At 68.4% G+C, this 25,593-nt stretch carries 25 protein-coding genes and 1 pseudogene; 15 read left to right on the forward strand and 11 right to left on the reverse strand.

Annotated elements, in window-relative coordinates; translation table 11 throughout:
- Positions 1 to 60: 60 nt before the first annotated feature.
- From OG326_RS37895 to OG326_RS37910, 4 genes are all read left to right on the forward strand, one after another.
- Positions 61 to 483: a CBS domain-containing protein gene (locus OG326_RS37895; protein ID WP_327146710.1), complete on the forward strand. Its 423-nt coding sequence runs from the start codon at positions 61 to 63 to the stop codon at positions 481 to 483.
- Positions 484 to 621: 138 nt separating this feature from the next.
- Positions 622 to 1,296: a response regulator transcription factor gene (locus OG326_RS37900; RefSeq protein ID WP_327141917.1), complete on the forward strand. Its 675-nt coding sequence runs from the start codon at positions 622 to 624 to the stop codon at positions 1,294 to 1,296.
- Entirely contained in the window at positions 1,293 to 2,714 is a 1,422-nt protein-coding gene (locus OG326_RS37905) for a sensor histidine kinase (protein WP_327141918.1), read from the forward strand. Before OG326_RS37900 ends, OG326_RS37905 begins: the two co-directional genes overlap by 4 nt.
- A 316-nt stretch (positions 2,715 to 3,030) precedes the next feature.
- Positions 3,031 to 3,357 (forward strand): hemophore-related protein, encoded by a 327-nt coding sequence (locus OG326_RS37910; RefSeq protein WP_327141919.1) that lies wholly within the window; start codon positions 3,031 to 3,033, stop codon positions 3,355 to 3,357.
- A 338-nt stretch (positions 3,358 to 3,695) separates the two neighbouring features.
- Here the strand turns inward: OG326_RS37910 and OG326_RS37915 are convergent, their stop codons facing one another.
- The 6 genes from OG326_RS37915 to OG326_RS37940 form a co-directional block, all read right to left on the reverse strand.
- Complete coding sequence (locus tag OG326_RS37915) at positions 3,696 to 4,400, reverse strand: response regulator transcription factor (RefSeq protein ID WP_327141920.1); 705 nt, start codon at positions 4,398 to 4,400, stop codon at positions 3,696 to 3,698.
- Entirely contained in the window at positions 4,397 to 5,620 is a 1,224-nt protein-coding gene (locus OG326_RS37920; protein ID WP_327141921.1) for a sensor histidine kinase, read from the reverse strand. The genes OG326_RS37915 and OG326_RS37920 overlap by 4 nt, the downstream gene beginning before the upstream one ends.
- A gap of 416 nt (positions 5,621 to 6,036) precedes the next feature.
- Positions 6,037 to 7,257, reverse strand: coding sequence for an NAD(P)-dependent malic enzyme (locus OG326_RS37925; RefSeq protein ID WP_442790875.1), 1,221 nt, complete (start codon positions 7,255 to 7,257; stop codon positions 6,037 to 6,039).
- 662 nt (positions 7,258 to 7,919) lie between these two features.
- Positions 7,920 to 9,608 (reverse strand): FAD-binding protein, encoded by a 1,689-nt coding sequence (locus tag OG326_RS37930; protein ID WP_327141923.1) that lies wholly within the window; start codon positions 9,606 to 9,608, stop codon positions 7,920 to 7,922.
- 51 nt (positions 9,609 to 9,659) lie between these two features.
- On the reverse strand, positions 9,660 to 9,926 hold the full coding sequence (locus tag OG326_RS37935) for a hypothetical protein (RefSeq protein WP_327141924.1): 267 nt from the start codon (positions 9,924 to 9,926) through the stop codon (positions 9,660 to 9,662).
- A 70-nt stretch (positions 9,927 to 9,996) separates the two neighbouring features.
- Entirely contained in the window at positions 9,997 to 10,851 is an 855-nt protein-coding gene (locus tag OG326_RS37940; RefSeq protein WP_327141925.1) for a PHP domain-containing protein, read from the reverse strand.
- Between the two features lie 87 nt (positions 10,852 to 10,938).
- Here OG326_RS37940 and OG326_RS37945 point away from each other — a divergent pair, with 87 nt between their 5' ends.
- Positions 10,939 to 12,009, forward strand: a complete 1,071-nt coding sequence (locus OG326_RS37945; RefSeq protein ID WP_327146711.1) for a magnesium and cobalt transport protein CorA — start codon at positions 10,939 to 10,941, stop codon at positions 12,007 to 12,009.
- Here OG326_RS37945 and OG326_RS37950 read toward each other — a convergent pair whose 3' ends face one another.
- From OG326_RS37950 to OG326_RS37960, 3 genes are read right to left on the reverse strand one after another with little or no spacing between them, the layout of a single operon-like run.
- Positions 12,010 to 12,585 (reverse strand): suppressor of fused domain protein, encoded by a 576-nt coding sequence (locus OG326_RS37950; protein WP_442790876.1) that lies wholly within the window; start codon positions 12,583 to 12,585, stop codon positions 12,010 to 12,012.
- A 2-nt stretch (positions 12,586 to 12,587) separates the two neighbouring features.
- Positions 12,588 to 13,070 carry a general stress protein gene (locus OG326_RS37955; protein WP_297616525.1) on the reverse strand — a complete coding sequence of 161 codons (483 nt, stop codon included), beginning with the start codon at positions 13,068 to 13,070 and terminating at the stop codon, positions 12,588 to 12,590.
- A gap of 51 nt (positions 13,071 to 13,121) precedes the next feature.
- Positions 13,122 to 14,051, reverse strand: coding sequence for an HpcH/HpaI aldolase/citrate lyase family protein (locus tag OG326_RS37960; protein WP_327141926.1), 930 nt, complete (start codon positions 14,049 to 14,051; stop codon positions 13,122 to 13,124).
- 73 nt (positions 14,052 to 14,124) lie between these two features.
- Here OG326_RS37960 and OG326_RS37965 point away from each other — a divergent pair, with 73 nt between their 5' ends.
- The 9 genes and pseudogenes from OG326_RS37965 (at position 14,125) to OG326_RS38005 (ending at position 22,866) form a co-directional block, all read left to right on the forward strand.
- Positions 14,125 to 15,450, forward strand: coding sequence for a magnesium transporter MgtE N-terminal domain-containing protein (locus OG326_RS37965; RefSeq protein WP_327141927.1), 1,326 nt, complete (start codon positions 14,125 to 14,127; stop codon positions 15,448 to 15,450).
- Positions 15,447 to 16,034 (forward strand): DUF1003 domain-containing protein, encoded by a 588-nt coding sequence (locus OG326_RS37970; protein WP_327141928.1) that lies wholly within the window; start codon positions 15,447 to 15,449, stop codon positions 16,032 to 16,034. Before OG326_RS37965 ends, OG326_RS37970 begins: the two co-directional genes overlap by 4 nt.
- A gap of 156 nt (positions 16,035 to 16,190) precedes the next feature.
- The gene (locus tag OG326_RS37975) at positions 16,191 to 17,594 is read left to right on the forward strand and encodes a lytic transglycosylase domain-containing protein (protein ID WP_327141929.1); all 1,404 of its coding nucleotides are present in this window, start codon (positions 16,191 to 16,193) and stop codon (positions 17,592 to 17,594) included.
- A 327-nt stretch (positions 17,595 to 17,921) separates the two neighbouring features.
- Positions 17,922 to 18,791, forward strand: coding sequence for a lytic transglycosylase domain-containing protein (locus OG326_RS37980; protein WP_442790877.1), 870 nt, complete (start codon positions 17,922 to 17,924; stop codon positions 18,789 to 18,791).
- Between the two features lie 56 nt (positions 18,792 to 18,847).
- Positions 18,848 to 19,984, forward strand: coding sequence for an Mrp/NBP35 family ATP-binding protein (locus OG326_RS37985; RefSeq protein WP_327141931.1), 1,137 nt, complete (start codon positions 18,848 to 18,850; stop codon positions 19,982 to 19,984).
- A gap of 168 nt (positions 19,985 to 20,152) precedes the next feature.
- A pseudogene (locus OG326_RS37990) lies at positions 20,153 to 20,434 on the forward strand (DivIVA domain-containing protein); the annotation flags it as partial.
- Positions 20,435 to 20,841: 407 nt separating this feature from the next.
- Positions 20,842 to 21,417: a DNA-3-methyladenine glycosylase I gene (locus OG326_RS37995; protein ID WP_327141932.1), complete on the forward strand. Its 576-nt coding sequence runs from the start codon at positions 20,842 to 20,844 to the stop codon at positions 21,415 to 21,417.
- A gap of 165 nt (positions 21,418 to 21,582) precedes the next feature.
- Complete coding sequence (locus OG326_RS38000) at positions 21,583 to 21,750, forward strand: DUF3117 domain-containing protein (RefSeq protein ID WP_006554284.1); 168 nt, start codon at positions 21,583 to 21,585, stop codon at positions 21,748 to 21,750.
- A 135-nt stretch (positions 21,751 to 21,885) separates the two neighbouring features.
- Positions 21,886 to 22,866: a putative RNA methyltransferase gene (locus tag OG326_RS38005; RefSeq protein WP_442791088.1), complete on the forward strand. Its 981-nt coding sequence runs from the start codon at positions 21,886 to 21,888 to the stop codon at positions 22,864 to 22,866.
- 1 nt (position 22,867) lies between these two features.
- On the opposite strand, the gene OG326_RS38010 is transcribed toward OG326_RS38005, so the two are convergent.
- Complete coding sequence (locus OG326_RS38010; protein ID WP_327141934.1) at positions 22,868 to 23,764, reverse strand: LysR family transcriptional regulator; 897 nt, start codon at positions 23,762 to 23,764, stop codon at positions 22,868 to 22,870.
- 69 nt (positions 23,765 to 23,833) lie between these two features.
- Between OG326_RS38010 and OG326_RS38015 the strand changes: the two genes are divergently transcribed.
- Positions 23,834 to 24,349 carry a GNAT family N-acetyltransferase gene (locus tag OG326_RS38015; protein WP_327141935.1) on the forward strand — a complete coding sequence of 172 codons (516 nt, stop codon included), beginning with the start codon at positions 23,834 to 23,836 and terminating at the stop codon, positions 24,347 to 24,349.
- Here OG326_RS38015 and glgA read toward each other — a convergent pair.
- Complete coding sequence (gene glgA / locus OG326_RS38020; protein ID WP_327146713.1) at positions 24,346 to 25,503, reverse strand: glycogen synthase; 1,158 nt, start codon at positions 25,501 to 25,503, stop codon at positions 24,346 to 24,348. The two genes, OG326_RS38015 and glgA, sit on opposite strands and share 4 nt — an antisense overlap.
- Positions 25,504 to 25,593: the final 90 nt, after the last annotated feature.

The raw sequence follows: 25,593 nt of genomic DNA on the forward strand, positions 1-25,593 counted from the left end.
GTAACGATGTGACGTGGCCAATGCACCATCCGCATCAATGAGGAGGTCTGCGTGAAAGCCATGAAAGCCCGCGACATCATGCATCGCACGGTGGAAACCATCCCGGCCGACGAAACCCTGGACCGAGCCGCGCAAATGATGCGTAATTCGGATGTCGGAGCCCTGCCGATCTCCAATAACGACCGCATGATCGGCATGCTCACCGATCGCGACATCGTGGTGCGGTGCATTGCCGAAGGCCACGACCCCAGCCGCGTGCGCGCCGGCGACCTCGCCCAGGGGACGCCGCACTGGGTCGACGCCGATACCGATGTCACCGAGATCCTCGGCATCATGGAGCAGAACCAGATCAAGCGGCTCCCGGTCATCGACGTCAAAGACGGCAAACGCCTGATCGGCATGATCTGCGAATCCGATCTGGCCCGCAATGTCAGCGATAAGCAGCTCGCCGAATTCGTCGCCGCGGTCTCCATTCCACACTGACCGCGCGCCCGAGCGGGGTCTGCCCACACCAGGGGCAGGCCCCGCGTCCATGTCCGGGGTGGCCCGCGGTCCATGTCCGGGATAGCCCGCGGGGCCGGATGCCAGCCGATTCACAGCAGGTGGAAGCACAATGTCCGGGTGCAACCGGGACGAATTCTTGTAGTCGAGGACGCCGAAGCCATCCGCACCGCCGTCGCGGCGGGGCTGACGGCGGCGGGTCACGAGGTGCTCGGGCGTCCGGACGGGGCGCGGCTGGAACAGGATCTGGCGCAATTCCGGCCGGATGTGGTGGTGCTCGACATCATGCTGCCTGGACGGGACGGCTTCGCACTGCTGGACACCGTGCGGGCGCGGTCGGCCTCCGGGGTGCTCATGCTGACCGCCCGCGACGGCGTCGAGGACCGGGTGCGCGGACTGCGCGCGGGCTCGGACGACTATGTGGTCAAACCCTTCGATCTGAACGAACTGGTGGCGCGGGTCGACGCGCTGCTGCGCCGCATGGGTCGCGCGCAGAACCGCATTACCGTCGGTGACCTCGAAGTCGACGTCGAATCCGGGACCGTACGACGCGGCGAGACGACCGTGCCGCTCACCGCCACCGAATTCAAACTGCTGTCCTATCTGGCGACCAATCGCGATCGCGTGGTCACCAAAACCCAAATACTCACCGCCGTATGGGGATACGAGAGTTACGACCCCAATCTCGTGGAAGTGAATGTGAGTGCGCTGCGGCGCAAACTCGAGGAGCACGGAGAACGGTTGCTGCACACCGTGCGCGGGCTCGGCTACACGCTGCGGATCGGCGACCGATGAAGACCGTATCCCTGCGCCGCCGCGTAACGCTGACCACCGCAATCGTTTCCGGCCTGGTGCTGGTACTGGTCGCGATCAGTGTGCACACCCTGTTCGGACTGGTGGTGACGCGCAGTGAGAACACCCTGCTCACCGACCGCGTCCAGCTCGCGAAACAGCTGTCACAGGACGGGATCTCACCCACCGAACTGGTGGCGCGGGTGGATAACCGCTCGGCGCGGGCCCGGCTGGTCCTCGCCGACGGACAGAGCTTCGGCAGCCTCTCCCGGCTGCACGCCGAGGACGGCGTGGGCAAGACCCGCAGCCTGAAACTGACCGGCCCCGGCGAGATCGACAATGCCAGGCTCACCCTCGAGATCGACACGCCACTGCTGTCCCGGGTGCAGAAGCGGCTGGGCTTCCTGCTGATCATGGCCACCGCCAGCGCCATCGCGGTGATCGCCGCCGGACTCTGGTTCGGCGTCCCGCGCACGCTCGCACCGCTCGACGATATGACCAGGCTCGCCCGCGAAATCACCCGGGGCCGACTCGGCCGCCGCCTGAACCCCTCCAGCACCGACACCGAACTCGGCCGCACCGCAGCCGCTTTCGACGAAATGCTGGACGCGCTGGAGGGCGCGCTGCGAGACACCACCGCCGCCGAGGCCCGGGCCCGCGCCTCCGAAGCGCGCATCCGCACCTTCGTCGGTGATGCCGCCCATGAACTGCGCACACCCATCGCGGGCATTCGCGCGCTCGCCGAGGCCGTGGTCCAGCAACCCGCCGACGCCGATCCGGAGGACCGCCAGCGCATGCACCTGCTGCTGGTGCGCGAGGCCCATCGCGCAGGACGGCTCGTCGACGATCTGCTCGATCTGGCGCGCATCGACGCCGGTCTGGAACTGCGGCGGCGGCCCGTCGATCTGAACGATCTCGCCGCCACCCAACTCGCCCGCATGCGAATGCTGCACCCCGGCATAGATTTCCGCCTCGACGGCACGCCGGTGATCGCCGAGGCCGATCCCGAGCGCATCACCCAGATCCTCGCCAATCTGCTCACCAATGCTTGCCAGGCGGTGCACACCGATCCGTCCACCGGGGTGGCGCACGCCGATCCGGGCGAAAACCTGGGCCCCGCAACGGAACTCCGTCCGGCAGTCGTCGCCGTGCATATCCGCACCACCGCCGACAACGCCGAGATCGCCGTCACCGATACCGGCCCCGGCGTCCCCGCCGACGACCGCGAACGCATCTTCGATCGCCTGGTCCGCCTGGACACCTCCCGCGATCACCGCACCGACGGCTCCGGCCTCGGCCTCCCCATCGCCCGCGGCCTCGCCCGCGCCCACGGTGGCGACCTGACCTGCACCGACCCGATCGACGCCACCGGCGCACGCTTCGTCCTGCGCCTGCCGCTGATCATCGACCCCGTGGAGTGACACACCGCCACAACCAAGTACACCGAGGACGATGTCTTCCACGATCCTGTGCATCTACGCCTGGCAACCCGGCCGAGCGCACTCAGGGCCGGTTGCTGCACGTCCGAGGACACCTGGACGGCGGGTCGCAGCACGACCGAGCACACCGGAGGGCGGGTCGCAGCACGACCGATTGGCATCGAAGGTATCGGTCGGGCCGCGGCCGCGGCGGGCGGGTTAGCTGAAGGTCCGCTGAAGATGGTGGGGCGATTCAGGGGTTCTTCAGGAACCGGGGGCAGATTCGGTGGAGACAAGTCCCCATCCCACAGGAGTGAGTATGAAGCGCACGATCGCCGCAGCATTGGCCGGAGTCGCCGGATTCGCCACCATCGCCCTGGCGGTGCCCGGCGTAGCGTCCGCCGACGCACCCGACTGCAGCCAGGCCGCGCTGACCGCGGCGCGGGCCGACGCCAAGACCAAGGTGCAGGCCTACCTGTCCACCCACCCGGACGCGCAGGCCGAATTCGCGAAGATCAAGGCCCTCCCCAAGGATCAGCGCAAGGCCGAAATCCACGCCTACAAGCAGTCGCACCCCCAGGACGCCCAGGCCCTGCGCGACGCCCGCCAGTCGGTCCGCGACTTCCGCGCCGCCTGCCCGAAGTAATCCGGCACCGTCATCCCGGTCGGCCGAACACCCTCGCAAGCCCGGTCGGCCGAACACCCCACCACCCCGGTCAGCCGAACACCCCCCACGGGCCCGGTCAGCCGAACACCCCCATGGGCCCGGTCAGCCGAACGCCCTCGTGAGCTCTGTCGGCCGAACACCTGTCATCTCGGCATGCTTTTGGCCGGGATCCACCGCAGCGGTGCAGCATCACCAGTGTGGATCCCGGCCAAAAGCTCGCCGGGATGACGGTATTCGTGCGCCACGACCGCGTTTCGCACGCCTCGCTGCCATGGTTCGGCGGCCTGCGACGATGGGGCGATCACAGACCGGGTCGGTCATTCCGGCGGGCGGGCCGCACAGACCAATCCATGTCGGTAGGCGTAGACCACCGCGTGAATGCGGTCGCGGACACCGAGTTTGGCCAGGACGCGGGAGACGTGGGTTTTCACCGTCTCCTCGCCGACCCCGAGTTCGGCGGCGATCTCGCCATTGCTGCGGGCATCGGCGACCAGGAGCAGGACCTCGCGCTCGCGGGCGGTGAGCTGGGTGAATTCCGGGGGCTCGACGGGCGGGGCGAGACCTTCGGCGAAACGTGCTGCGAGCCTTCGGGTCATGGACGGGTCGATGACGGCGTCACCGCGCACCGCCACCCGGATGGCGGCCACCAAATCCTCCGGGGGCAGGCTCTTCAACAGGAAGCCGCTCGCGCCGGCGGACAGTGCGCGGGACAGGTTTCCGTCGCTGTCGTAGGTGGTCAGCACCAGGACGCGGGTACCGCCCGCGGCGACAATGGCTTCGGTGGCGGCCAGCCCGTCCAGCTTCGGCATGCGCACATCGAGAATCGCCACGTCCGGATGCAGGCGGGCGGCCGCCTCGATGGCCGCGCGCCCGTCACCCACCTCCGCCACACATTCCAGATCCGGTTGGGCGTCCACCACGGCCCGCAGCCCCGACCGGAACATGGTGTGGTCATCGGCGATCAGAATGCGCACGGGGCGTGGCGAATTCGGCCGAGTCACCGCAGAGGTCTCGTCGTTCATGCCGCTCCGATCGGTACGGATACCACGATATCCCAGCGCTCCCCGGTCCGGTCCGGGCCGAATTGCGCAGTGCCACCGAACAATTCAGCCCGCTGCCGGATACCGTCCAACCCGCGGTGCACACCCTCCGATGCGCGCGCGGCGGCCGCGATGGGATTGGCGCCGCGGACCTCCACCCGCGTCGGGCGATAGCCGATCTCCAATCGCGCCGGTTCGCGCCCGTGCCGCAGGGCATTGGTCAGAATCTCCTGCACCACGCGGTAGAGCATGACGTCGAGCGATTCCGGCAGCACCGGCGGCTCACCCGAAATCTCCACCAGCACAGCAAGACCCGCCGCGCGCACCCGCTCCACCAGACCGTCGATATCGGCCAGCCCGGGCTGCCGCTGCCCGTCGTCCTCACGACCGTGCAGCAGATCCAGCTGCCGCCGCAGATCCACCATGGCGGCCCGGCTGCTGGTCTCCACCGCCGTCAGCGACCGCGCCGCCGCCTCGGCATCGGTGCGGGACAGCGTCGAATCGGCCTTGATCACAGCGGAATCTTCCTCGGGCACAGTGTGATCGGCGCGCGACAGCGCCATACGCGCGACCCCCGCATGAATTCCGATGGCGCTCACATGATGGGAGATCACATCGTGCAGATCCCGCGCGATCGCCGCCCGCTCATCGGCGAGGGCGCGATCCAGCGCGGCCCGCTGTTCCTGCTGCCGCAGGCGTTCCCGCTGCTCCAACTCGGCGATGTACGCACCGCGCGCCGCGGTGTACCGGCCGACCAGCCACGGCACCACCCCGGCGGCCACAGCCAGCAGCACCCACCGCCAGTCCCGCGAAACCGGGCCGCCGACAAGCACATTCGAGACGGCAGCACCGACGGCGAGCATGGCGACCGTCACGAGGGACGTGGCGCCGCCCAACCACGCGCCCGCCCGGTAGCCCGCCACGAGGAACCCCACATCGGGCATGCGCGCCGGCAGTCCGTAATGGTTCACGAATCCGGCGATACCGACCTTCACCGCCACCTGCCCGACCGCCGCGAGCGCGGCCGTCGCGGGCGGCGCGGCGAGCGCGAGATCGGCGGCCACCACCGCCGCGAACAGGATCGACGCCAGCACAGGCGCGGCACCGAACGCGCCGCACATCACCAGTTGCATGCTGTCGACCAGCGCTGCCACCACCGCGACCACCAGCGACAGGCGGAACAGTGACCTGGTCACATCCATCACGGCACCACCTTCGTCGACTCGTCCGATCGCGTGCCGCCCGGCGGGCACATCGAGCGCGACGCTACCCGCGCACCCGCCCATCCCCCGTGTGGGGGACACGAAATCCCCCCGCCGAGCGACACTCCGCCACACCCGGCTCAGCAGCGTCGTCGCACAACATCCGCGCAGGTGATCTAGGTGTTCGGTCCAGCCAGGCTGGACCGAACATCGGCCGGTCAGCCCGAACCTCCGCACAATGCAGCGCGCATGCCCGCCTGCACGCCGACCGCGGCCCGAAAACCGCAGCACGGCAGGACCGGAAACCCGGCAGCACCGGGCGGACTGGGCACAGCGGAACAACACCGGATGCCTGGGCACAGCAAAAGGGGCGTCTCGTCAATGACGAGACGCCCCTTTTGTTGACGACTACGTGATTACGCGACACCCTCGGCGCGAGCGGCAGCGCCCACGGCCTCGGCGACGGCCGGAGCCACGCGGGGATCGAGCGGGCTCGGGATGATCTTGTCCACGGCCAGCTCGTCCGCCACCACCGCGAAAATGGCATCGGCCGCAGCGACCTTCATGCCCTCGGTAATGCGACGCGCGCCCACATCCAGCGCGCCCTTGAAGACGCCCGGGAACGCGAGCACATTGTTGATCTGGTTCGGGAAGTCCGAGCGGCCGGTCGCCACGATGGCGGCGTACTTGGCGGCCACCTCGGGGTGGATCTCCGGATCCGGGTTCGACATGGCGAACACGATGGACTCGGGCGCCATCGAGGCGATGAGCTCCTCGGCGATGGTGCCCGCCGACAGACCCAGGAACACATCGGACCCGGCGAGCGCCTCGGCCGGACCGCCGGTGATCTTGCGCGGATTGCTGCGCTGCGCCAGTTCGGCCTTCACATGGTTCAGGTCGCCGCGGTCGCTGCTGATAATGCCCTTGGAGTCCAGCACGACGATGTCGGAGACACCGGCGGCCAGCAGGATGTTCGTGCACGCCACACCGGCGGCGCCCGCACCCGACACCACGACCTTCAGATCCGCGATCGGACGGCCCTGCACCGCGGCCGCGCCCTTGAGCGCGGCCAGCACCACGATGGCGGTGCCGTGCTGGTCGTCGTGCATGACCGGGCAGTCGAGGGCCTCGATGAGCCGCTGCTCGATCTCGAAGCAGCGCGGCGCGGAGATGTCCTCCAGGTTGACCGCGCCGAAGCTCGGGCGCAGGCGGATCACGGTCTCGACGATCTCGTCGACATCCTTGGTGTCGAGCACGATCGGAATGGAATCCAGGCCGGCGAACTTCTTGAACAGCGCCGCCTTACCCTCCATCACCGGCAGCGAGGCGCGCGGGCCGATATCGCCCAGGCCCAGCACGGCGGTGCCGTCGGAGACGACCACGACCAGGCGCTCGGCCCAGGTGTAGGTCTTGGCGAGCGACTCGTCCTTGTGGATACCGCGGCAGACCTGCGCCACACCGGGGGTGTAGGCGATCGACAGGTCGCGCTGGGTGTCCAGCGGCGCGGTAAGTGCGACCGAGAGCTTGCCGCCCAGGTGGCCCGCGAAAATTTCTTCCGAGGTGATGTCGGAAAGGTTCGCAGCATTGGACTCGGGGCTTGCCTTGGTGGCATTCACTGCTTCAGTCACGGGTGACACGATTTCACTCCATCTCGGTGCGGACTCAACCGTTTGACGGTTACCGTTCGGTAATAGGTAAATGGGATTCTTGCTCTATATCGGGCGCGCCGGCCACTGCGTTCCCGGCACTGCATGAACCCTCGCCACGGTCATCGGGGCGGGCGCCACAAAGTATTACGGTTCGCGGGCAGCGTGTCTGGACAACACAGCGCGGCAGAGATCGTCGAGCGGAACCGGACGGGTGTGTCCGGGCGATGTCGCCGGGGTGATCCAGGGGTAACCCGCGCGTCGCGGATCGTGATCACCGAGTCTCCTGAGCCGGGCGGTCAGCGACGGCGGGAGATCGCAACATTCTGCCACCGGCAGCGACAACGCGCCAAATCGCCCCCGGCCCGTCGCGCTCGTTCACCATCCACGCAGCCTAGGCGCGCCGAATCACCCTCAGGTAAAGGGAAACTCGCACGTCGGGCCGTCACAGCGGTGAACAGTCACAACAGGGCCCCACATACGACGGTGAGCTGTCGCGCCTGGTTGGCAGCACCGCGGTGAGGTCCGGGCGAGCCCGCGAATCCGATCGCCGCAGCAGCACCCGAGACGCGTCGCCGCGCGATTCAGGACGCCTCAGCGGTGCGATTCAGGAAGCTTCAGCGGTGCGATTCAGGACGCCTCAGCGCTGCGATTCAGGACGCTTCGGGCGCGGCGGATTCGACGGGCCCGCGCATGGTCCGCGGCACGGCCGTGCGCTCCGGCCGCACCCACACACTGTCCAGACCGCCCGAGATCAACCGCACGCGCCAATCGCTGCCCGCGCCGGGGTGATCGGTGCGCCGATGCATTCCGCGCGTCTCCGTGCGCGCCAGAGCGCTGTACTTGGTCCAGCGCGCCACGGCCAGCAGCGCCGCCGCCTGCCGCGCGCGCAGCCGTTCCGCGCCCGCGCCGCCGAGATCGAATTCCGCGCCCGGCCACATGCCGTCCAGTTCACCGATGCTGTCGCGCAGGCTGCCGTCGCTGCGCCAGTAGCTGCGCCGCAGCGGCAGCGTGTGCTCCTGCACCAGGCCGACCACCGCGCGCGGATCGATGCGCGCGCGATCGCCCAGCCCCGCGCCGGGCACCGGCCGGGTCCGGCCGACCCGTTTGCGGCCGCCCGCGAACCGGGCCGCCGCCTGGCCCGCCCATGCTCCCGAGGACACCGCCCAGGCCCCGTTCTGCCCGCCGACTCCGGAAACAGCGCCGGTCAACGGCTCGCGGGTGGTCACATCGCCCGCGCCGTAGAGGCCGGGAACCGCAGTGGCGCAATCGGGTCCGGCCAGCCAGAGCCCGCCGGTGCCGCGCACCGTGCCCTCGAGCACCGCGCGCACCGGCACCCGGCCGGCCGAATCCTGGTGCCGCAGCAGCTCTTCACGCAGTGATTCCACCTGGTCGCCGTCGCGCAGCAGATCCTCGGGACCGCCGGTGCGCGTCAGCCCGTCGCGCGCGGCATCGGAGAGCTCGTCGAGACCGGCGTAGACACGGCGGCCGCCGGCGATCGCCGTGAAGGCCTGGACCCGCGATCCGCCGCCGTGCTCGTAGAGCACCGACCGCGATTCGTCGTACAGCGTGGCGAAGTGCATGACCTGCTCGGCCGAGAACACCGTGGTTCCGGCCGGGCGCTGGCCACTCATCGACGCGGGACCCGAATTGCCGATGGGCACCAGCGAATACGCGTTGGAGAACTCCATCCCGGAGAGTTCGGCCCCGGCCTCCGCACCCATGAGCAGTCCGTCGCCGGTGTCGACATCGGTGCCCGCGCCGCCGGAGAGGAAGGCGCAGCCGCCGGTGGCCAGCACCACGGCCCGGGCCCGCGCGGTCCAGCTGTGCGCCTCGCCGCCCAGTGCCACGCCCGCCGCGCCGGAGACGATGCCGTCACTGTCGGTGAGCAGCTGCAATGCCGGGTGGTAGTCGAGAATCCGGACCCCGGCGATCACCATGCTGCGGCGCAGGCGGCCGAGATATTTCGGGCCGTCCAGCCGAATCCGGGTCGGCTGTTCGGCGGCCACCATTCCGCGCCCGACGCGCTCGCCCGGCGCGCGCAGACTGCCGTGCACCAGCTGTCCGATCCGCCGGTGGGTTTCATCGAGCACCCGGTACATCCATTCCGGATCACCGAGTCCGCCGCCGTGCGCGAAGTTCTGCGCTACCGCCTCGTCACGCGCCCGGCCGGCCGGGATGTCCCAGAGGGTGGCCCCGCCCCGCGCGGTGGGCCCGCTCGTTCCGCAGCGGGCCTTGTCGACCAGCAGAACCCGAGCACCGGCAGCGGCGGCGGCGAGTGCGGCCCAAGCCCCTGCCGGACCGCCTCCCAGCACAAGCACATCGGTGTCGAATTCGGTCATAACGACAAATGTTCGCGGACCGTTCAACTACTCGCAACCGTTACGCGTATATCAATTCCACCACTGCGCCCACAGCAGCGATCCGGCAACAATAAAAACGACCAAAACCCCGAAAAGGGCGGTAATTCCCTGACGTCTATCAGCAAATATCTGCGCGGCCACAACCAGTAATCCCGCGCACACATGCCAGGCCAGATCTGCGGTGCCCGGACCGGGAAAACCACGCTGGGCGCCGATGATCGACGCACCGACAACCGTCGCCGCCAGCACCACCGTGCCACCGGCAACGATCCCGCTCAGACCCCGCAGCACCTTCACGCTGTCCCCGTTCGGCGTGAGCGGGGGGCGTGCGTGGTGACGCAGGCTTCCGCCTCCGGCCCCGGACCGCTCACGCCGTGATCACCGGCACACCACTGGATTTGCCCACGAGAATCTCGAATTGCGCTGGGTCGGTGGTGAATTCACCGAGTCGGATGGTCTTGTTGCTGCCGTGGTAGTCGGACGAGCCGGTCGTCAGCAATCCCAGTTCGTCGGCGAGCGCTGCCAAGACCGCGCGATCGGCCGCACTGTGATCGGGATGATCGAGTTCGAGCCCGCCGAGTCCGAGCGTCGCCAGCTCCCGAATGTGATCCAGGGACAACAGGCGGCCGCGCTTACGGGCCCGCGCGTGCGCCACCACGCTCACGCCGCCGGCCGCCGCGACCATCTCCACCGCGCGCTGCAGCGGCGTGTCGGCCTTCTCGACGTAGTACTTGCCGTTCGGGGCGAGCAGATCCTTGAAGGCCGCGTCCACCGAGGGCACCACGCCGGCTTCGACGAGGGCCCGCGCCAGGTGCGGGCGGCCCGCCGACGGCCCGGCCGATGCCATCACCGCGTCCGGATCCACCGGCAGCCCGTCGGCGGCCATATTCTCGGCGATCGCGCGCAACCGCACGGTGCGTTCCCCGCGCAACCGCTCCCGCTCCTGCGCGAAGGCCTCGTTCGCCGGGTCGAACAGGTAGGCCAGCAGATGGACCGGCACCGGCCAGCCGTCATCACCGTCGCCGACACACGACATCTCCATGCCGCGCACCAGCGTGAGACCCGGGGGCAACGCCTCGACCGCCTCCGCCCAGCCCGCAGTGGTGTCGTGATCGGTCAGGGCGACCACGTCCAGGCCCGCGGCCGCGGCATGACGAATGAGCTCGGCCGGAGCGTCGGTGCCGTCGGAGGCATTGGAATGAGTGTGGAGATCGATGCGCACGGGGTCCATCTTGCCCGCGCGGGCGCGCCCGCCCCGGGCGCCCGGCGGTTACCGGCACGGCAACCTAGACTTCGGCCCGTGTCCTCACTGCCCCCGCTCCCCGCATTCCACTGGCCCGGCCGGGCCACTGACCGGCCGAAACCGGCCGAGCATCGCCCCGGCGCGAACGTGGTCGTCGACTGCGCGGTCTACATCGACGGGCACCGGCTGCTGGAGCACTGCAGCTATGCGGAGGCCCTCGGCGAAGTGCGCAAGCACGGCAAGGGATTCGTCTGGCTCGGCTTGCTCGAACCCAGCATCAGCCTGATGACCGATGTGGCGAGCACCTTCGGATTGCACTCGCTCGCCGTCGAAGACGCGGTGCAGGCCCATCAGCGTCCCAAACTCGAACGCTACGACGACATTCTGTTCCTGGTGCTGCGCACCGTGCAGTACCACACGCACGAGCTCAATACGGTCAGCGAGATCGTCGACACCGGCGAGATCATGATCTTCCTCGGCCCGGATTTCGCGATCACCGTGCGGCACGGCGATCACAGCGGATTGGCCGGTGTCCGTACCGATCTGGAGTCGCAGCCCGAGCAGCTGGCGCTCGGGCCCGGTGCGGTGCTGCATGCGGTGGCCGACCGCTGCGTGGACTCGTACGTGGAGGTCACCGCGGCCATCGAAGAGGATGTGGACGCCATGGAGGAGGCGGTGTTCACGCCCTCCAGCAAGATTATTATCGAGGCGATCTACCAGCTCAAGCGGGAGGTGGTGGAACTGCGGCGGGCCGTGAAACCCCTCGCGCTGCCGCTGCAGCTGCTCTCACACGACCCCAAACTGCCACTGCCCGTGGAGATTCGGCGATATCTGCGCGATGTCGCCGACCACCACACCGCGGTGACCGAGCAGATCATGGACTTCAACGAATCGCTCAGCGCGCTGATCAATGCCGCGCTCGCGAAGGTGAGCGTGCAGCAGAACACCGATATGCGAAAGATTTCCGCCTATGCGGCCATGGCGGCGGTACCGACCATGATCGCCGGTGTCTACGGCATGAACTTCATCCACATGCCGGAATTGAACTGGACCTTCGGCTACCCGGCCGCCATCGCCCTGATGGTGGGGCTGTGCGGCCTGCTCTACGCCAACTTCCACCGCAACGATTGGCTGTGATCAGAGCGACGCCGCTGCGCGATCCGCGTCGCGCACATCGATTTTCGCCTCGGTCCAGGCTTCGCGCAGGGCCTCGGCGCCGCGAATGCGCACCCAGGCCGCCTCGGTCGCGGTGATCGGCGTCGCGGTCAGGAAGTGCACGGGCTCAGCGGGTTCCGGCAATTCCACCGCGGGTATCTCGCTCACGCCGAGCAGTACGGCGGTGAAGGGCGCGTTGAGCCACAGCGCTTCTCCCAGATCCAGCAGCGCATCGGCTTGCAGCACAATGCCTTCCACCGAGGGAGAGGCCGCCAGCATGCCGAGCGCCCGGGTCAGCCCCGCGCCCGCGCCGACGCCGCCGCGCAGCGTGAGCAGCAGTTCCGCACGCGGTCCGCGCAGCGGATCGGCCAGCGCCGCAGTCGGATCCGTCATCGGATGCCGGGAACCACCCAGCGTCACGTAGTGCACCAGGTCGCCGTCCGGAATGCGCAGGATATCGATGGGTTCCAACCCGAGGAACGTCACCGAGGCCGCATCCGCGGACTCCACACCGAAATGTCCGAGCACCCCGGCCCGGACCGTATTGATCACATCCACGACTAGATTGCCAGCCTCGCCAGCATGTCCCGGGCCTGCTCGGCGGCCTTGGGATCGCACAGCACGTCGTAGCGACCGGCCACCAACTGCATGGTGGAGGCGAAATCGCGCTGCCCGCGGGTGGCGGCGTACGGGATGGACGTGGACAGCAGGCCGAAGATGATGCCGCCGACCAGGCCGACGATGATCGCGCCGCCGCCGGAGAACATGCTCAGCAGCAGGCCGATGAACAGGCCCAGCCACGCGCCCGAAACCACGCCCCCGCCAAGGACTTTGCCCCATGTCAGCCGGTACAGCACGCGTTCGACCTGCATGAGATCGACACCGACGATGGTCACGTTCTCCACCGGGAACTGGTTGTCGGCCAGATAGTCGACGGCCCGCTGCGCCTCGGCATAGGTCGGATAGGACCCGACGGGCCAGCCCGACGGAGGCGTCGGCAGGCCCGAACGGTTCCGGTTCGAGTTCCCCAAGGGATTCGTCATATCTCCATCATGCTATTTCGGTGTGTCGGACGGGGGTTCGCAGCGCCGCATTTAACGTGCGGTTCGCTTCATTTTCGCGGCTCGGCCCTTATCCGCGATGACCTGCGCCATCTTCGCGCTGGCCTCGTCGATCATCTCGTCGCCGAGCATGACCGCGCCACGAGCGCCGCCTTCGGCCGAGGTGTGGAAGGCGTACGCGTCCAATATCTCCTCGGCGCGGTCGTAGTCGGCCTGACGTGGGCTGAAGATCTCATTGCCCGCCGCGATCTGGTCCGGATGCAGCACCCATTTGCCGTCGAAGCCGAGGGCGGCGGTGCGGGCGGCATTGCGGCGGAAGCCCTCGATATCGCGCACCGCGAGATAGGGGCCGTCGATGGCCTGCAGCCCGTGAGCCCGCGCTGTGAGCAAGATCGTCATATAGATGTGGTGATACGCATCACCCGGTTCGTAGCCTTCGGGCTGCTCCCCCACCACGAGGGTGCGCATATTGATCGACGCCATGAAGTCGGCCGGCCCGAAAACCAGGGTCTGCACCCGCGGGCTGGCGGTGGCGATCTCGTCGATATTGCGGAGCCCGAGCGCGTTCTCGATCTGGGGCTCGATGCCGATCCGACCGACCGGCAGGCCGTTGGCCTTCTCCAGCTGGGTGAGCAGCAGATCCAGCGCCCGCACCTGGCCGGCGTCGGTGACCTTGGGCAGCAGCAGGGCGTCGACCTGCGTGCCCGCACCCTCGATCACGGTAATGACATCGGCGTAGGTGTGCTCGGTGGTCCAATCGTTGACCCGCACAACACGAATCTGATCGCCCCAGCCGCCGGAGTTGAGGGCCGCCACGATATTCGCCCGGGCCGCCGCCTTGGCCGCCGGTGCGACCGCATCCTCGAGGTCCAGGAAGACCTCGTCGGCGGCGAGTCCCTTGGCTTTCTCGATCATGCGCGGGTTGCTGCCGGGTACGGCCAGCACGGTGCGGCGGGATGTCACGGGTCACTCCTTCATACGTCCGCGCTCGTGGCGCGACATTTCGGGCTATCTGGACCCACTAGCCTTGTCACCTATGGCAGCGACGAGAGTTTTCGCCGCCCGGCTCGCGGGCTTGGTGGCATTGGGACCGGACGGGGAGTCTATCGGCCGCGTCCGCGACCTGGTGATCTCCATCCGCTATGACCGGCAACGACCGCGCATTCTCGGCATCCTCGTCGAACTGCCCACGCGGAAGCGGATTTTCGTGCCGATGCTGCGGGTGCAGACCGTGGACCCGGGTGCGGTGACACTGACCACCGGCACCATCAGCGTGCGGCGCTTCGAACTGCGGCCCGGCGAGATGCTCGCCGTCGCACAGCTGCTCGACTCCACCGTGCGGGTCGACGATCCGGAACTGCCGCAGCTGGCCACGACCGATGTGGTGGTGGTCGATCTGGGCATCGAGCAGACCCGCACCCGCGACTGGGTGGTCACCCGGGTCGCGGTGCGCGAGCGCCGTCGCCTCGGTGTCGGATTCGGGCGGCGCGGCGCGGTGCACGTGGTGGATTGGGCGCAGGTGCGCGGTCTCACCCAGACCGAACTCAATCTGCCCGGCCAGGACGTCACCCAGCTGCTGGCGCAATTCGAGGGCATGCGGCCCGCGGATGTCGCGCATCTGCTGCGCGAACTGCCGAGCAAACGCCGCATCGAGGTGGCGGCCGCCTTCGACGACGAGCGCCTGGCGGACGTGGTCCAGGAGCTGCCGGAGGCCGATCAGGTGGAGCTGCTCGAACAGCTCGGCGTGGAACGCGCCGCCGATCTGCTCGAGGCCATGGACCCCGACGACGCGGCCGACCTGCTCGGCGAGCTCCCCGAGGGCGAAGCGGAATCACTGCTGGCGCTGATGGATCCGGAGGATTCCGAGCCGGTGCGCCGCCTGCTCGAGCACGCCCCCTACACCGCCGGTGGTCTGATGACCTCCAAACCGGTGGTGCTCACCCCGGCCACCACGGTCGCGGAGGCGCTGGCCCGCATTCGCGATCCCGAGCTGACACCGGCGCTGGCCACCATGGCCTTCGTGGTGCGCCCGCCGACGGCGACACCGACCGGCCGCTATCTGGGCTGCGTGCATTTCCAGCAACTCTTACGCGAACCGCCCGCGAATATGGTGGGCGGCATCGTGGACGACGATCTGGTGCTGCTGCGCCCCGACGCGCCGCTCACCGCGGTGACCCGCTATTTCGCCACCTACAACCTGGTGTGCGGGCCGGTGGTGGACGCCGAGAATCATCTGCTGGGCGCGGTCACGGTCGACGATGTGCTCGACCATCTGCTGCCCGAGGATTGGCGTGAGCAGGACGACCACATTCATGATCTGAACGGCATTCCGCTGATCGACGGCACCGGAGGCAGGGCGTGACCGACCGCATCGACAAGCCCAACGCCCGGCAGCGCCTGGAGACGCCGGTCGAGAGCCGCTTCCGCGGATTCGATTGGGACGCAGAGGCTCTCGCGCGCAGCAGTGAGAAGCTCGCACGATTCCTGGGCACCGGACGCTATCTGGTCATCCAGACCGTCTTCGTCATCGTCTGGATCATGCTGAACGTCTTCGCGATTCGGCTGCAGTGGGATCCGTACCCCTTCATCCTGCTGAATCTGGCGTTCTCCACCCAGGCCGCGTACGCCGCGCCCCTTATCCTGCTGGCGCAGAACCGGCAGGACAACCGCGACCGGGTGGCGCTCGACGAGGATCGGACGCGAGCAGCCCAGACGAAAGCTGATACCGAATTCCTGGCGCGCGAACTCGCCGCGCTGCGACTCGCCGTCGGTGAGGTCGCGACACGTGACTATGTCCGCCGCGAGCTGGACGATGTCAAGGACGCGCTGCTCAGGCTGGAGAAACTCGCCACGGACGGCGAGGTCGTCGGCGAGAAGAAAGCAAAGAAGAGTACCGATCGAAAGAGGTCTGGAGTCCCGATTTCGGCACAGAAAGATGGCGAGTAACCGCACAAGTTGTACCGAACAAGCTGACTGATGGGTAACCTGGATCACGTTGTTCCGAGCGACCGACCCAGACACTCCGCTTTTGAGGCTGTCATCACGGGAGATCGGCCGCACGACTGAGGGGATTGTGTGGTGGCGAAGAGAATATCTGCACCCGTGACAGCGTCGGCTCTGCTGATCGCAGGCCTGGTCACCGCCGGTTCGGCCACCAATACGACAGTGCACACGGTGGCGCCGCAGGCCGCACCCGAGGCACTGCTGGCCGCATCGGCATCCAGCACCGGAGACGCCGCCGCGGCGGCATCCGATCAGACCGTCGGACTGGTCCCGGCCGCGCCCGACGCTCCCCGCAAACTCAGCGCAATGACCCCGCCCGCCGACGGTGCACTCGGCGCACTCCCGCTGCAGAACATTGCGCTGCCCGGCGGCACCGGCGTCCTGGGCATCCCCGAACTGGTGCTCGCCGCCTATCGCAATGCCGAACTGGCGCTGCAGTCCTCACAGCCCGGCTGTGGTCTGCCCTGGAATCTGCTGGCCGGTATCGGCCACATCGAGTCCAATCACGCCAGCGGCGGCAATACCGATGCCGCGGGCACCACCATCTCGCCCATCTTCGGCCCGTCACTGGACGGGACCCTGCCCGGCAACGAGGTCATCAAGGCCGCCAGCGGCGGCTTCGTGCGCGCGGTCGGTCCCATGCAGTTCCTGCCCAGCACCTGGGCCAGATACGCCTCCGACGGCAATGGCGACGGCATCGCCGATCCCAACAATGTCTTCGACGCCGCACTGGCGGCGGGCAAATACCTGTGCGACGGCGGACTCGATCTGCGCGATCCGGCGCAGCAGCTGCGCGCGGTGCTGCGCTACAACAATTCGATGACCTACGCGTCCAACGTGCTGAGCTGGTCGAACGCGTACAAGACCGGTGGCACGCCCGCCGCGGTGAGCATCTCCGCGGATATGATTCCGCCCGGCTCGTACCCGGTGAACGGCCCGGATATGTCGCTGGCCTCCACCACGATTCCGGCCACCACGACCACCACCGACGCCGCGCCCGTACCGGCCACCCAGGCCCAGCAGACCCAGGTGATGATCACCATTCCGGGTCTGCCGCCCATCCCCTGCGGCATCTTCTGCCCGGCGCCCGCACCCGTGAATCCCTGTGTGGAGGCCTCGGTTCCGGCCCCGAAGCCGGATCCGGCGAATCCGGTCGACGCCAAGCCGGAGGACGGCTCGCAGCCCGGCCAGGCGGACAAGGTCGATCAGAAGACCGATCCGAAGGCCGATCTGCAGTACGGCCCCGACGGCAAGCCGGTCCAGCAGCCCGCGGCCTGCACCCAGCCGGACCCGGCCGCACAGCAGCAGCCGCAGGCTCCCGCCCAGGCTCCGCAGCCGCAGGGCCAGCAGCCGCAGAACGAGCAGAACAGCCAGCCGGTCGTCACCACCGATCCGGCGCCCGCGGAGCAGGCTCCGGAGTCCGCGCAGCCGACCACGCCGGCGCCCGCCATCACTCTCCCGTTCGGCATCACCATCCCGCTGCCGGTTCCGGCGGCGCCGTAATCCGCCGCGCGGCGCCGAATTTCGACGCCGCGATCGAGGCCCCGTTCGCCTGCGCCCCCACCTTCCGGGGTCGCAGGCGAACCTGTTCGGGCGTGTCGTTTTACCCCGCCCGGGGCTCGGAGTCAGTCTTTCCGAATCACTCAAACCTGCTCTACCTGCACCGTTTCCATTCCAGCAATGCCGCGGCAAGCCATCGGATCTCCGGGCCGTAATCGAAACGTCAAACATGGTCACGAAGCAGTAACGGAAAGATCTCGAATGCGGTAGCCTGGCCGTCACTACATCACCTGGTTGTTACGACCGACGGCAATGGAGGGTCACCGCACAGTGGGACGTCACCGCAAACCCCCGGTCCCGACAATGCGTCGCGGATCGGTTATCGCACTCACCGGTCTCGTACCCGCCGGACTCGCCACCGTCACCGGTGCCGCCGACGGCAGCCTCATCGGCAAGGTCACTTCGACTGTCCAGCACGAGTTTTCGCCCGACGCCAAGGAAACGGCGCTATCCAGACCTGAGGCGGCCCTCCCGGCCGCCGCCCCGGAAGCTCTGCTGCACGAGGCGAAACAGGTTGTCCCCGTTGGCCCGCCGGTCGTCAAGACCGTCGCGAACCCCGGTAGCCGGGTCCCCGCCGCACTGCCGGCCGGCCCGCTCGGCATCCCCGGCATCGCCACCAATGCCTATCAGAACGCGGAACGCATTCTGGCCGTGGAGAATCCGGCCTGCGCCATGCCGTGGTCCCTGCTCGCCGGCATCGGCCGGGTGGAATCCACCCACGCCTTCGGCGGCAAAGCCGATGTGAACGGCGATCCGCTCGCCCCGATCTACGGCCCGGTGCTCGACGGCAGTCTCGCCGGCAACAATGTCGTCCGCGACGCCGATGCCGAGCTGAGCGGCCTGTCCTCCGGCTACACCCGCGCGGTCGGCCCCATGCAGTTCCTGCCCGAGACCTGGCGCAAATACGCCGCCGACGGCAATGGCGACGGCGTCGCCGATCCGCAGAACCTCTTCGACGCCACCCTCACCGCGGGCAAGTACCTGTGCTCCGGCGGCCTCGATATGCGCGATCCGGCCCAGCAGACCCGCGCCATCCTGCGCTACAACAACTCCATGGCCTACGTCGCCAATGTGATGGCATGGGAGGCGGCGTACTCCTCCGGAGTCACCCCCGCCGCCGCCCAATTGCCGCGCATCTGAGGTCCCAGCCGGTCCCCCGTCGCGGCGGACCGGTCCGGCACTCCTATTCTTTGCGTATGCCAGTGGTAACGGAATCGGATGTGCGGGGCGCGCTCGCGAAGGTGAACGACCCGGAGATCAGGAAACCGATCACCGAATTGGGCATGGTGAAAAGCGTTGTGGTCGGCGCCGACAGCAGTGTCCAGGTCGAGATCTACCTGACGACGTCGGCCTGTCCGATGAAGGGCGCGATCACCGAGCGCGTCAGCAATGCCATCAACGATGTGCCCGGCGTCGGCAAGATCGACGTGACCCTCGACGTGATGAACGACGAGCAGCGCACCGAGCTCCGCAAGAAATTGCGCGGCGACAATGCCGAACCGGTCATCCCGTTCGCCCAGCCCGGCTCGCTGACCCGCGTGTACGCGGTCGCCTCCGGTAAGGGCGGCGTCGGAAAGTCCAGTGTCACCGTGAATCTCGCGGCCGCCATGGCCGCCAAGGGCCTGTCGGTGGGTGTGCTGGACGCCGATATCTACGGCCATTCGGTGCCGCGCATGCTCGGCACCGACGCGCGCCCCACCCAGGTGGAGCGGATGATCATGCCGCCGCAGGCGCACGATGTGAAGCTCATCTCGATCTCCATGTTCACCCAGGGCAATACGCCCGTGGTGTGGCGCGGCCCGATGCTGCACCGCGCGCTGCAGCAGTTCCTGGCCGATGTGTTCTGGGGCGATCTGGATGTGCTGCTGCTGGACCTGCCGCCGGGCACCGGCGATGTGGCCATCTCGCTCGCACAGCTGATTCCGAACGCCGAGATCCTGGTCGTCACCACCCCGCAGCTGGCCGCCGCCGAGGTGGCCGAGCGCGCGGGCTCCATTGCCCTGCAGACGCGTCAGCGCATCGTCGGCGTGGTCGAGAACATGTCCTGGCTGGATCTGCCCGACGGTTCGCGTATGGAGCTCTACGGCTCCGGCGGCGGACAGACCGTGGCGGACAATCTGACTCGCGCGGTCGGCGCCAATGTGCCGCTGTTGGGCCAGATCCCGATCGAGCAGCAGATGCGCGAGGCGAGCGACGACGGCACCCCGATCGTGCTCAGCGCCCCCGACAGCGCCTCCGGCAAGGCCCTGCTCGCGATTGCCGACAAGCTGGCGGTCCGCCGCCGCGGTTTGGCAGGCATGTCCCTCAATATCGACACCACCCGCCACCTGTAATCGCCCCACCCCTGATCACAAGGCCCGTGCCCGTTGCCCTCGCAACGGGCACGGGCTTTTCCACGGACCGGGAACGATGAGAGGTGCTCGGCGACCGGCCAATTCGACGGCCGAATTCCGCCGGGGTGCGGGCGCTGCCGTGCGCACACTCCCCCTAAGCTCGGAGGCATGCTCACGCTGCTTCTCTATGTGCTGATCGTCGGTTTGGTGGCCGCGCTGCTCTTCCTCGTCGCCAGCGCGCTGTTCGGGCGGTCGGAAGAGCTCGGCCCGCTGCCCGAGGGCACCACGGTCACCGTGCTCCCCGCCGAGGCGATCAGCGGCAGCGATGTCCGCGCCCTGCGGTTCCAGCAGGTGGTGCGCGGCTACAAGGCGGGCGAGGTGGACTGGGCGCTGACCCGGCTCGCCGGTCGCATCGACGAACTCGAACGGCAGCTGGCCTACGCGCGCGCCGGCCACCCGGCCGAGGGGTCCGGAACCACACTCGCGCAGGGCGTACCGCTTGCGTACAGCATCGGCACCTATGCCGCCGGGCAGGAGGCGCCTGCGGTACTCGGCGATCCACTGACACCCTTCAGTGGCACGCCGATCGGGTCCGAGGCTGTGCCGGTCGCCCCTCAGTTGCCCGAGGTGCTGCCGAGCCGGGCGCCGCAGACCGCTCCCGATGCCGAGCCCGCCGTGACCGCAGCATCGGATACGGACCCCGCGACGGCGGCGCCCGATACGGCCGCGGGCACGCCGGAGGCGGCGACACCGCCCGGCACGGGCGACACGCCGGACACGGGCACCGATACGAAGCAGCAGGCGGCCTCCGGCTGGGTGGCCGGTCCCGGCGGCCAGAGTTCCGGTCCAGGTGCGCGGTGACGGCGGTCGCCGTACCGGGTGACGGCCGGGTGCGCTGCGGTTGGTCGGAGGCCTCGCAGCTGTACCGGGACTATCACGATCAGGAGTGGGGCCGGGCGCTGCACGGCGACGACGCCCTGTTCGAACGGGTATGCCTCGAGGCCTTCCAGTCGGGCCTGGCGTGGATCACGATCCTGCGCAAGCGCCCGGCGTTCCGCGCGGCCTTCGAGGGGTTCGTGATCGAGCGGGTCGCGGGCTTCGGCGAGCCGGACGTGGCACGGCTCATGGCTGATCCCGGCATAGTTCGCAATAGCGCCAAAATTCACGCGAGCATCCACAATGCCCGGATCGCCCTGAACCTCCCGAAGAGCCTGGACGAGCTGCTCTGGTCCTTCGCACCGGCCACCGGAAAGCGGCCACGCACCCTCGCGGATGTGCCCGCCGTCACTGCCGAATCCACCGCTCTCGCAAAAGAACTGAAGCGGCTCGGATTCAAGTTCGTCGGACCCACTACGGCGTACGCACTCATGCAGGCGACCGGGATGGTAGACGATCACATTGCCGATTGCTGGGTGAATGTCGGGACTCCCTGAACGGCACAACGGTCGGTTTTTGGAACTCAGGTACCCGCCCCGATCCGCGATAGGGAAGAATGGGCGTGGTGCAGCCCGCCACATGCCGGCGGGCTGCCTGGTTGGTGACAACTGGAGTTCCATGAAAGTGCGCAGAAATTCGCGCAGATCTGGAGGGAGCAGAGGATGGCGGCCATGAAGCCCCGCACCGGGGACGGTCCCCTCGAGGCAACCAAGGAAGGGCGTGGAATCGTCATGCGGGTTCCACTCGAGGGTGGCGGGCGTTTGGTCGTCGAGCTCACGCCGGAGGAAGCTGCGGCACTGGGTGACGAACTCAAGAGTGTCACGAGCTAGTAGCCATACTTGCCCGTGCCGGTGAGCCGCACCGAACCGGTGGTTGACCCCGCTCTCGAGCCGCTCACCGGCGCCCCGGTGCATTCCACGCACCCCCTCGGCGCAGCCGATCCCCTGATCGACTGCGCCGGGCTACTGTCCTGTCCGGAATGCGGGCAGGACCTCACGCCTCGCGACCACACCCTGCGGTGTCCGCGCGGCCACAGTTTCGATATCGCCAGGCAGGGCTACGTCAGCCTGCTGACGGGCGCGTCCACCAAGATGACCGGTGATACCCCGGCCATGCTCGACGCCCGGGCGGCCTTCCAGTACGCAGGTCATTTCACTCCCATTGCCGCTGCCCTCGCGGCCGCGGTAGCCGCCACCTCCCCCGCCGCCGTGGATTCGCTGGCTCACGCTCAGCAGCGAATCGCAGCGTCGCGACACGCCGACAGGATTACTCGCCCGGGCTCGGCCGTGACGGCGGCTTCCGCCGCCCGGCTCGCCTCGACGCTCCTGCCCGCCGCACGCGCCGGATTCGATATCCCGGCGCGCGCGGCGGGTGCGGCCGTGCTGGAAGTCGGCGCGGGAACCGGTTACTACCTGAGCGCGGTGCTGGACGCGGTGCCCGGCGCCCGTGGTATCGCACTGGACGTGTCCAAACCGGCGGTGCGCCGCAGTGCCCGGGCGCACGAGCGGGCCGGTGCGGTACTCGCCGACGCGTGGCGCGGACTGCCGGTGCGCGACGGAGTTCTGACCGCGGTGCTGTCGGTTTTCGCACCGCGAAATGCCGATGAGGTAGCGCGAGTGCTGGCGCCGGAGGGACGTTTTCTGGTTGTCACTCCCACCCCCCGGCATTTGGCCGAACTCATCGAGCCTTTGGACATGGTGAGTGTCGATGCCGCGAAGCAGGATCGGCTCGCCGAATCTCTGGGCGCCCGTTTCGAATTATCGGAGCGCAATTCGGTCGAGTATCGAATGTCGCTCACACACACCGATATCGCGAATGTGTCCGCCATGGGCCCCTCCGCCTTCCACGCGGCGGCACAACGCGCGGACCGCATTGCGGCGCTGCCGGATCCGATGCCGGTGACCGCCTCGGTCACCGTCTCGGTTTATCGCCGCCGCGAGCCGTAATTCAGCGCTGCGGGTGATTCGGCAGCAATGCCAGCAGATTGCGGACGAGCGGCCGGGTGTCGTCCGCCCGGTGCGCGGTGTAGATCGTGGTGGTGGCATCGGTGCCGGCCAGCGGGATGATGCGCACCGAGGCCGGCGCCGTGAAGGTGGCGCTGCGCGGTGCGACGGTCACGCCGAGTCCGGCGGCCACGAGATACAGCAGGATGGTCCAGTTGGTGGCCTCCTGCACGATGCGGGGCCGGCGGCCGGAGGACAGCAGCGGGGACAGATTCTTGTCGTAAGCGAGTGCGCCTGCGGCACTGGGAAAGAAGACCAGCGGATGGTCGGCGAGTTCGGCGCCGGTAATGGTGTCACGGCCCGCGTCCGGGTGGTCGGCGGGCAGCACCGCCACGAAGGGTTCGGTCATGAGCGGCACGGTCACGGTGCCGGGCTGCTCGTCCGGATCGCGCACGATCGCCATATCCAGGCTGCCGGCGGCCAGCTTCGCCATCAGGTGACTGGTGAATCCCTCCACGAGTTCGACCTGCACCAGCGGGAAGCGGTCGCGGAATTCCCGTACCCCGCGCAGCGGCTCGAGCGGTAGCACCGAGGGCACGAAGCCGAGATGCAGTGTGCCCTGGCTCCCCTGCCCGATGCGGGTGATCTCCGCCAGGTCGCGCGCCGCGTGCCCGAGCAGGGCGGTGGCCCGCTCACGCAGTGCCGCACCGGCCGCGGTGAGCGCGACGGTCCGGGAGGTGCGGTCGAAAAGCCTGGTGCCGAGCAGTGTTTCGAGGCGCTGGATCTGCTGGGTCAGCGCGGGCTGGGCAATGTGCAGCCGGGCGGCGGCGCGGCCGAAGTGCAGTTCCTCGGCGACGGCGAGGAAGTAGCGGAGATGCCTGAGCTCAACACCGTCAACCATAAGTTGATGATATTGATCCGAGCTATCAAGTATTGGACGTTATGGGTCGCGGCACGACATTCTGGCCTGGTGACGCAGACCGATTCCCTCGCCCCCGCAACCGGTTCCCTCGTGGTCGCGCCGATGTCCACAGCCGCCGACGCCCGCGCCTTCAAAGACCTCAATCTGGAGTGGATCACCGCGTTCTTCACTCTCGAACCCGCCGACAGCGTCACCCTCGACAATCCGCGGCACATTGTCGAGGAGGGCGGGCAGGTGCTCATCGCCCGGGACGGTACGGAACCGGTCGGCTGCGTCGCCCTGGTCGCCGAAGGTCCCGGCGTTTTCGAACTCTCGAAAATGGCTGTGTCACCGCGGTTCCAGGGCTGTGGCATCGGCCGCATCCTGCTGCGTGCGGCCCTCGACCACGCCCGCGAACAACGCGCCACTTCGGTATTCCTCGCCAGCAACGCGACCCTCGCCAGTGCCGTGCACCTGTACGAGTCCCTCGGTTTCGTCCATGTCCCGGCGGCAGAGTTGCGGCCGATCCCCTACGACCGCGCCGACGTATTCATGCGCTACGACCTGACCGACCCCGCGAGCTAACTCTTGCGGACCAGGTCGTAGATGCGGGCGGTGCGGGACGCCATCTGATTCCAGTCGAATTCGGCGACGGCCCGGGCCCGCCCGGCCGCGCCCATGGCCGCCGCGCCGACCTGATCGGCGGCGATCTTGTTGATGGCCCGGGCCAGACCGTGTTCGAAGGCATCCGGCCGGGTCGCGTCGTAGTGCACGAGGCGTCCGGTCGACCCCTCCGCGACCACCTCCGGAATCCCGCCGACATCGGAGGCCACCACGGCGGTCCCGCAGGCCATGGCCTCGAGATTCACAATGCCCAGCGGCTCGTAGACCGACGGGCAGATGAATACCGTTGCGGCGGCGAGCACCTGGCGCACCAGTTCGGTGGGCAGCATCTCGCGGACCCAGTGCACACCGTCGCGGGTCTTGCCGAGTTCCCTTACGGCCGTGGCCACTTCGGCATCCATGGCGGGCGTGTCCGCGGCGCCCGCGAGCAGCACCAGTTGAATGTCGGGGTCGAGGTGCCGGGCGGCGGCGAGCAGATGCGAGACGCCCTTCTGCCGGGTGATGCGGCCGACGAAGGCCGCCACCGGCCGGTCCATCCGCACACCGAGTTCGCCGAGAATGTCGCGGGTGTCGAGTGCGGGCCCGCCCGGATGCCAGACCTCGGCGTCGATTCCGTTGTGCACCACATGCACTTTCGCGGGATCGATATCCGGATACGCGTCCAGCACATCGGTGCGCATGCCCGCGCTCACCGCGATCACGGCATCGGCGTAGGTCACGGCATTGTGCTCGGACCAGGAGGAGAGCCGGTAGCCGCCGCCGAGCTGTTCGGCCTTCCAGGGCCGCCGCGGTTCCAGCGAATGCGCGGTGAGCACATGCGGTATCCCGTAGAGCTCGGCGGCCAGATGTCCGGCCAGCCCGGTGTACCAGGTATGCGAGTGCACCACATCGGAACCGCCGGCGGCATCGGCCATGCGCAATTGCGCGGACATCATCTGCAGCGCCGAATTGGCGGCGTAGAGCATCGAATCCGCCTGGTGCACCACCGCATCGGTGCGCGGCACGCCCATACAGTGCACGGTCACATCGCACAGTTGCCGCAGTCGCGGGACCAGCTCGGTGACATGCACGCCCGCCCCGCCGTACACCTCGGGCGGGTATTCGCGGGTCATCATGGCAACGCGAAGTCCGCGGCCGCCATCCGCGCCGTAACTCACCGACTCAACCTAGACGCTCCACTGTGACGCCACCAACCGGCGACGCGA

The organism is Nocardia sp. NBC_01327 (assembly GCF_035958815.1).
GTDB lineage: Bacteria > Actinomycetota > Actinomycetes > Mycobacteriales > Mycobacteriaceae > Nocardia.

Excerpts from the sequence above, each read along its gene's own strand:
- OG326_RS37985 (WP_327141931.1), top strand. The coding sequence starts at position 18,848 with ATGCCAGTGGTAACGGAATCGGATGTGCGGGGCGCGCTCGCGAAGGTG.
- OG326_RS37910 (WP_327141919.1), top strand. The coding sequence starts at position 3,031 with ATGAAGCGCACGATCGCCGCAGCATTGGCCGGAGTCGCCGGATTCGCC.
- OG326_RS37930 (WP_327141923.1), bottom strand. The coding sequence starts at position 9,608 with ATGACCGAATTCGACACCGATGTGCTTGTGCTGGGAGGCGGTCCGGCA.
- OG326_RS37920 (WP_327141921.1), bottom strand. The coding sequence starts at position 5,620 with ATGGATGTGACCAGGTCACTGTTCCGCCTGTCGCTGGTGGTCGCGGTG.
- OG326_RS37965 (WP_327141927.1), top strand. The coding sequence starts at position 14,125 with ATGGCAGCGACGAGAGTTTTCGCCGCCCGGCTCGCGGGCTTGGTGGCA.
- OG326_RS37895 (WP_327146710.1), top strand. The coding sequence starts at position 61 with ATGAAAGCCCGCGACATCATGCATCGCACGGTGGAAACCATCCCGGCC.
- OG326_RS37905 (WP_327141918.1), top strand. The coding sequence starts at position 1,293 with ATGAAGACCGTATCCCTGCGCCGCCGCGTAACGCTGACCACCGCAATC.
- OG326_RS37915 (WP_327141920.1), bottom strand. The coding sequence starts at position 4,400 with ATGAACGACGAGACCTCTGCGGTGACTCGGCCGAATTCGCCACGCCCC.
- OG326_RS38010 (WP_327141934.1), bottom strand. The coding sequence starts at position 23,764 with ATGGTTGACGGTGTTGAGCTCAGGCATCTCCGCTACTTCCTCGCCGTC.
- OG326_RS37955 (WP_297616525.1), bottom strand. The coding sequence starts at position 13,070 with ATGACGAATCCCTTGGGGAACTCGAACCGGAACCGTTCGGGCCTGCCG.
- glgA (WP_327146713.1), bottom strand. The coding sequence starts at position 25,503 with ATGATGACCCGCGAATACCCGCCCGAGGTGTACGGCGGGGCGGGCGTG.
- OG326_RS38000 (WP_006554284.1), top strand. The coding sequence starts at position 21,583 with ATGGCGGCCATGAAGCCCCGCACCGGGGACGGTCCCCTCGAGGCAACC.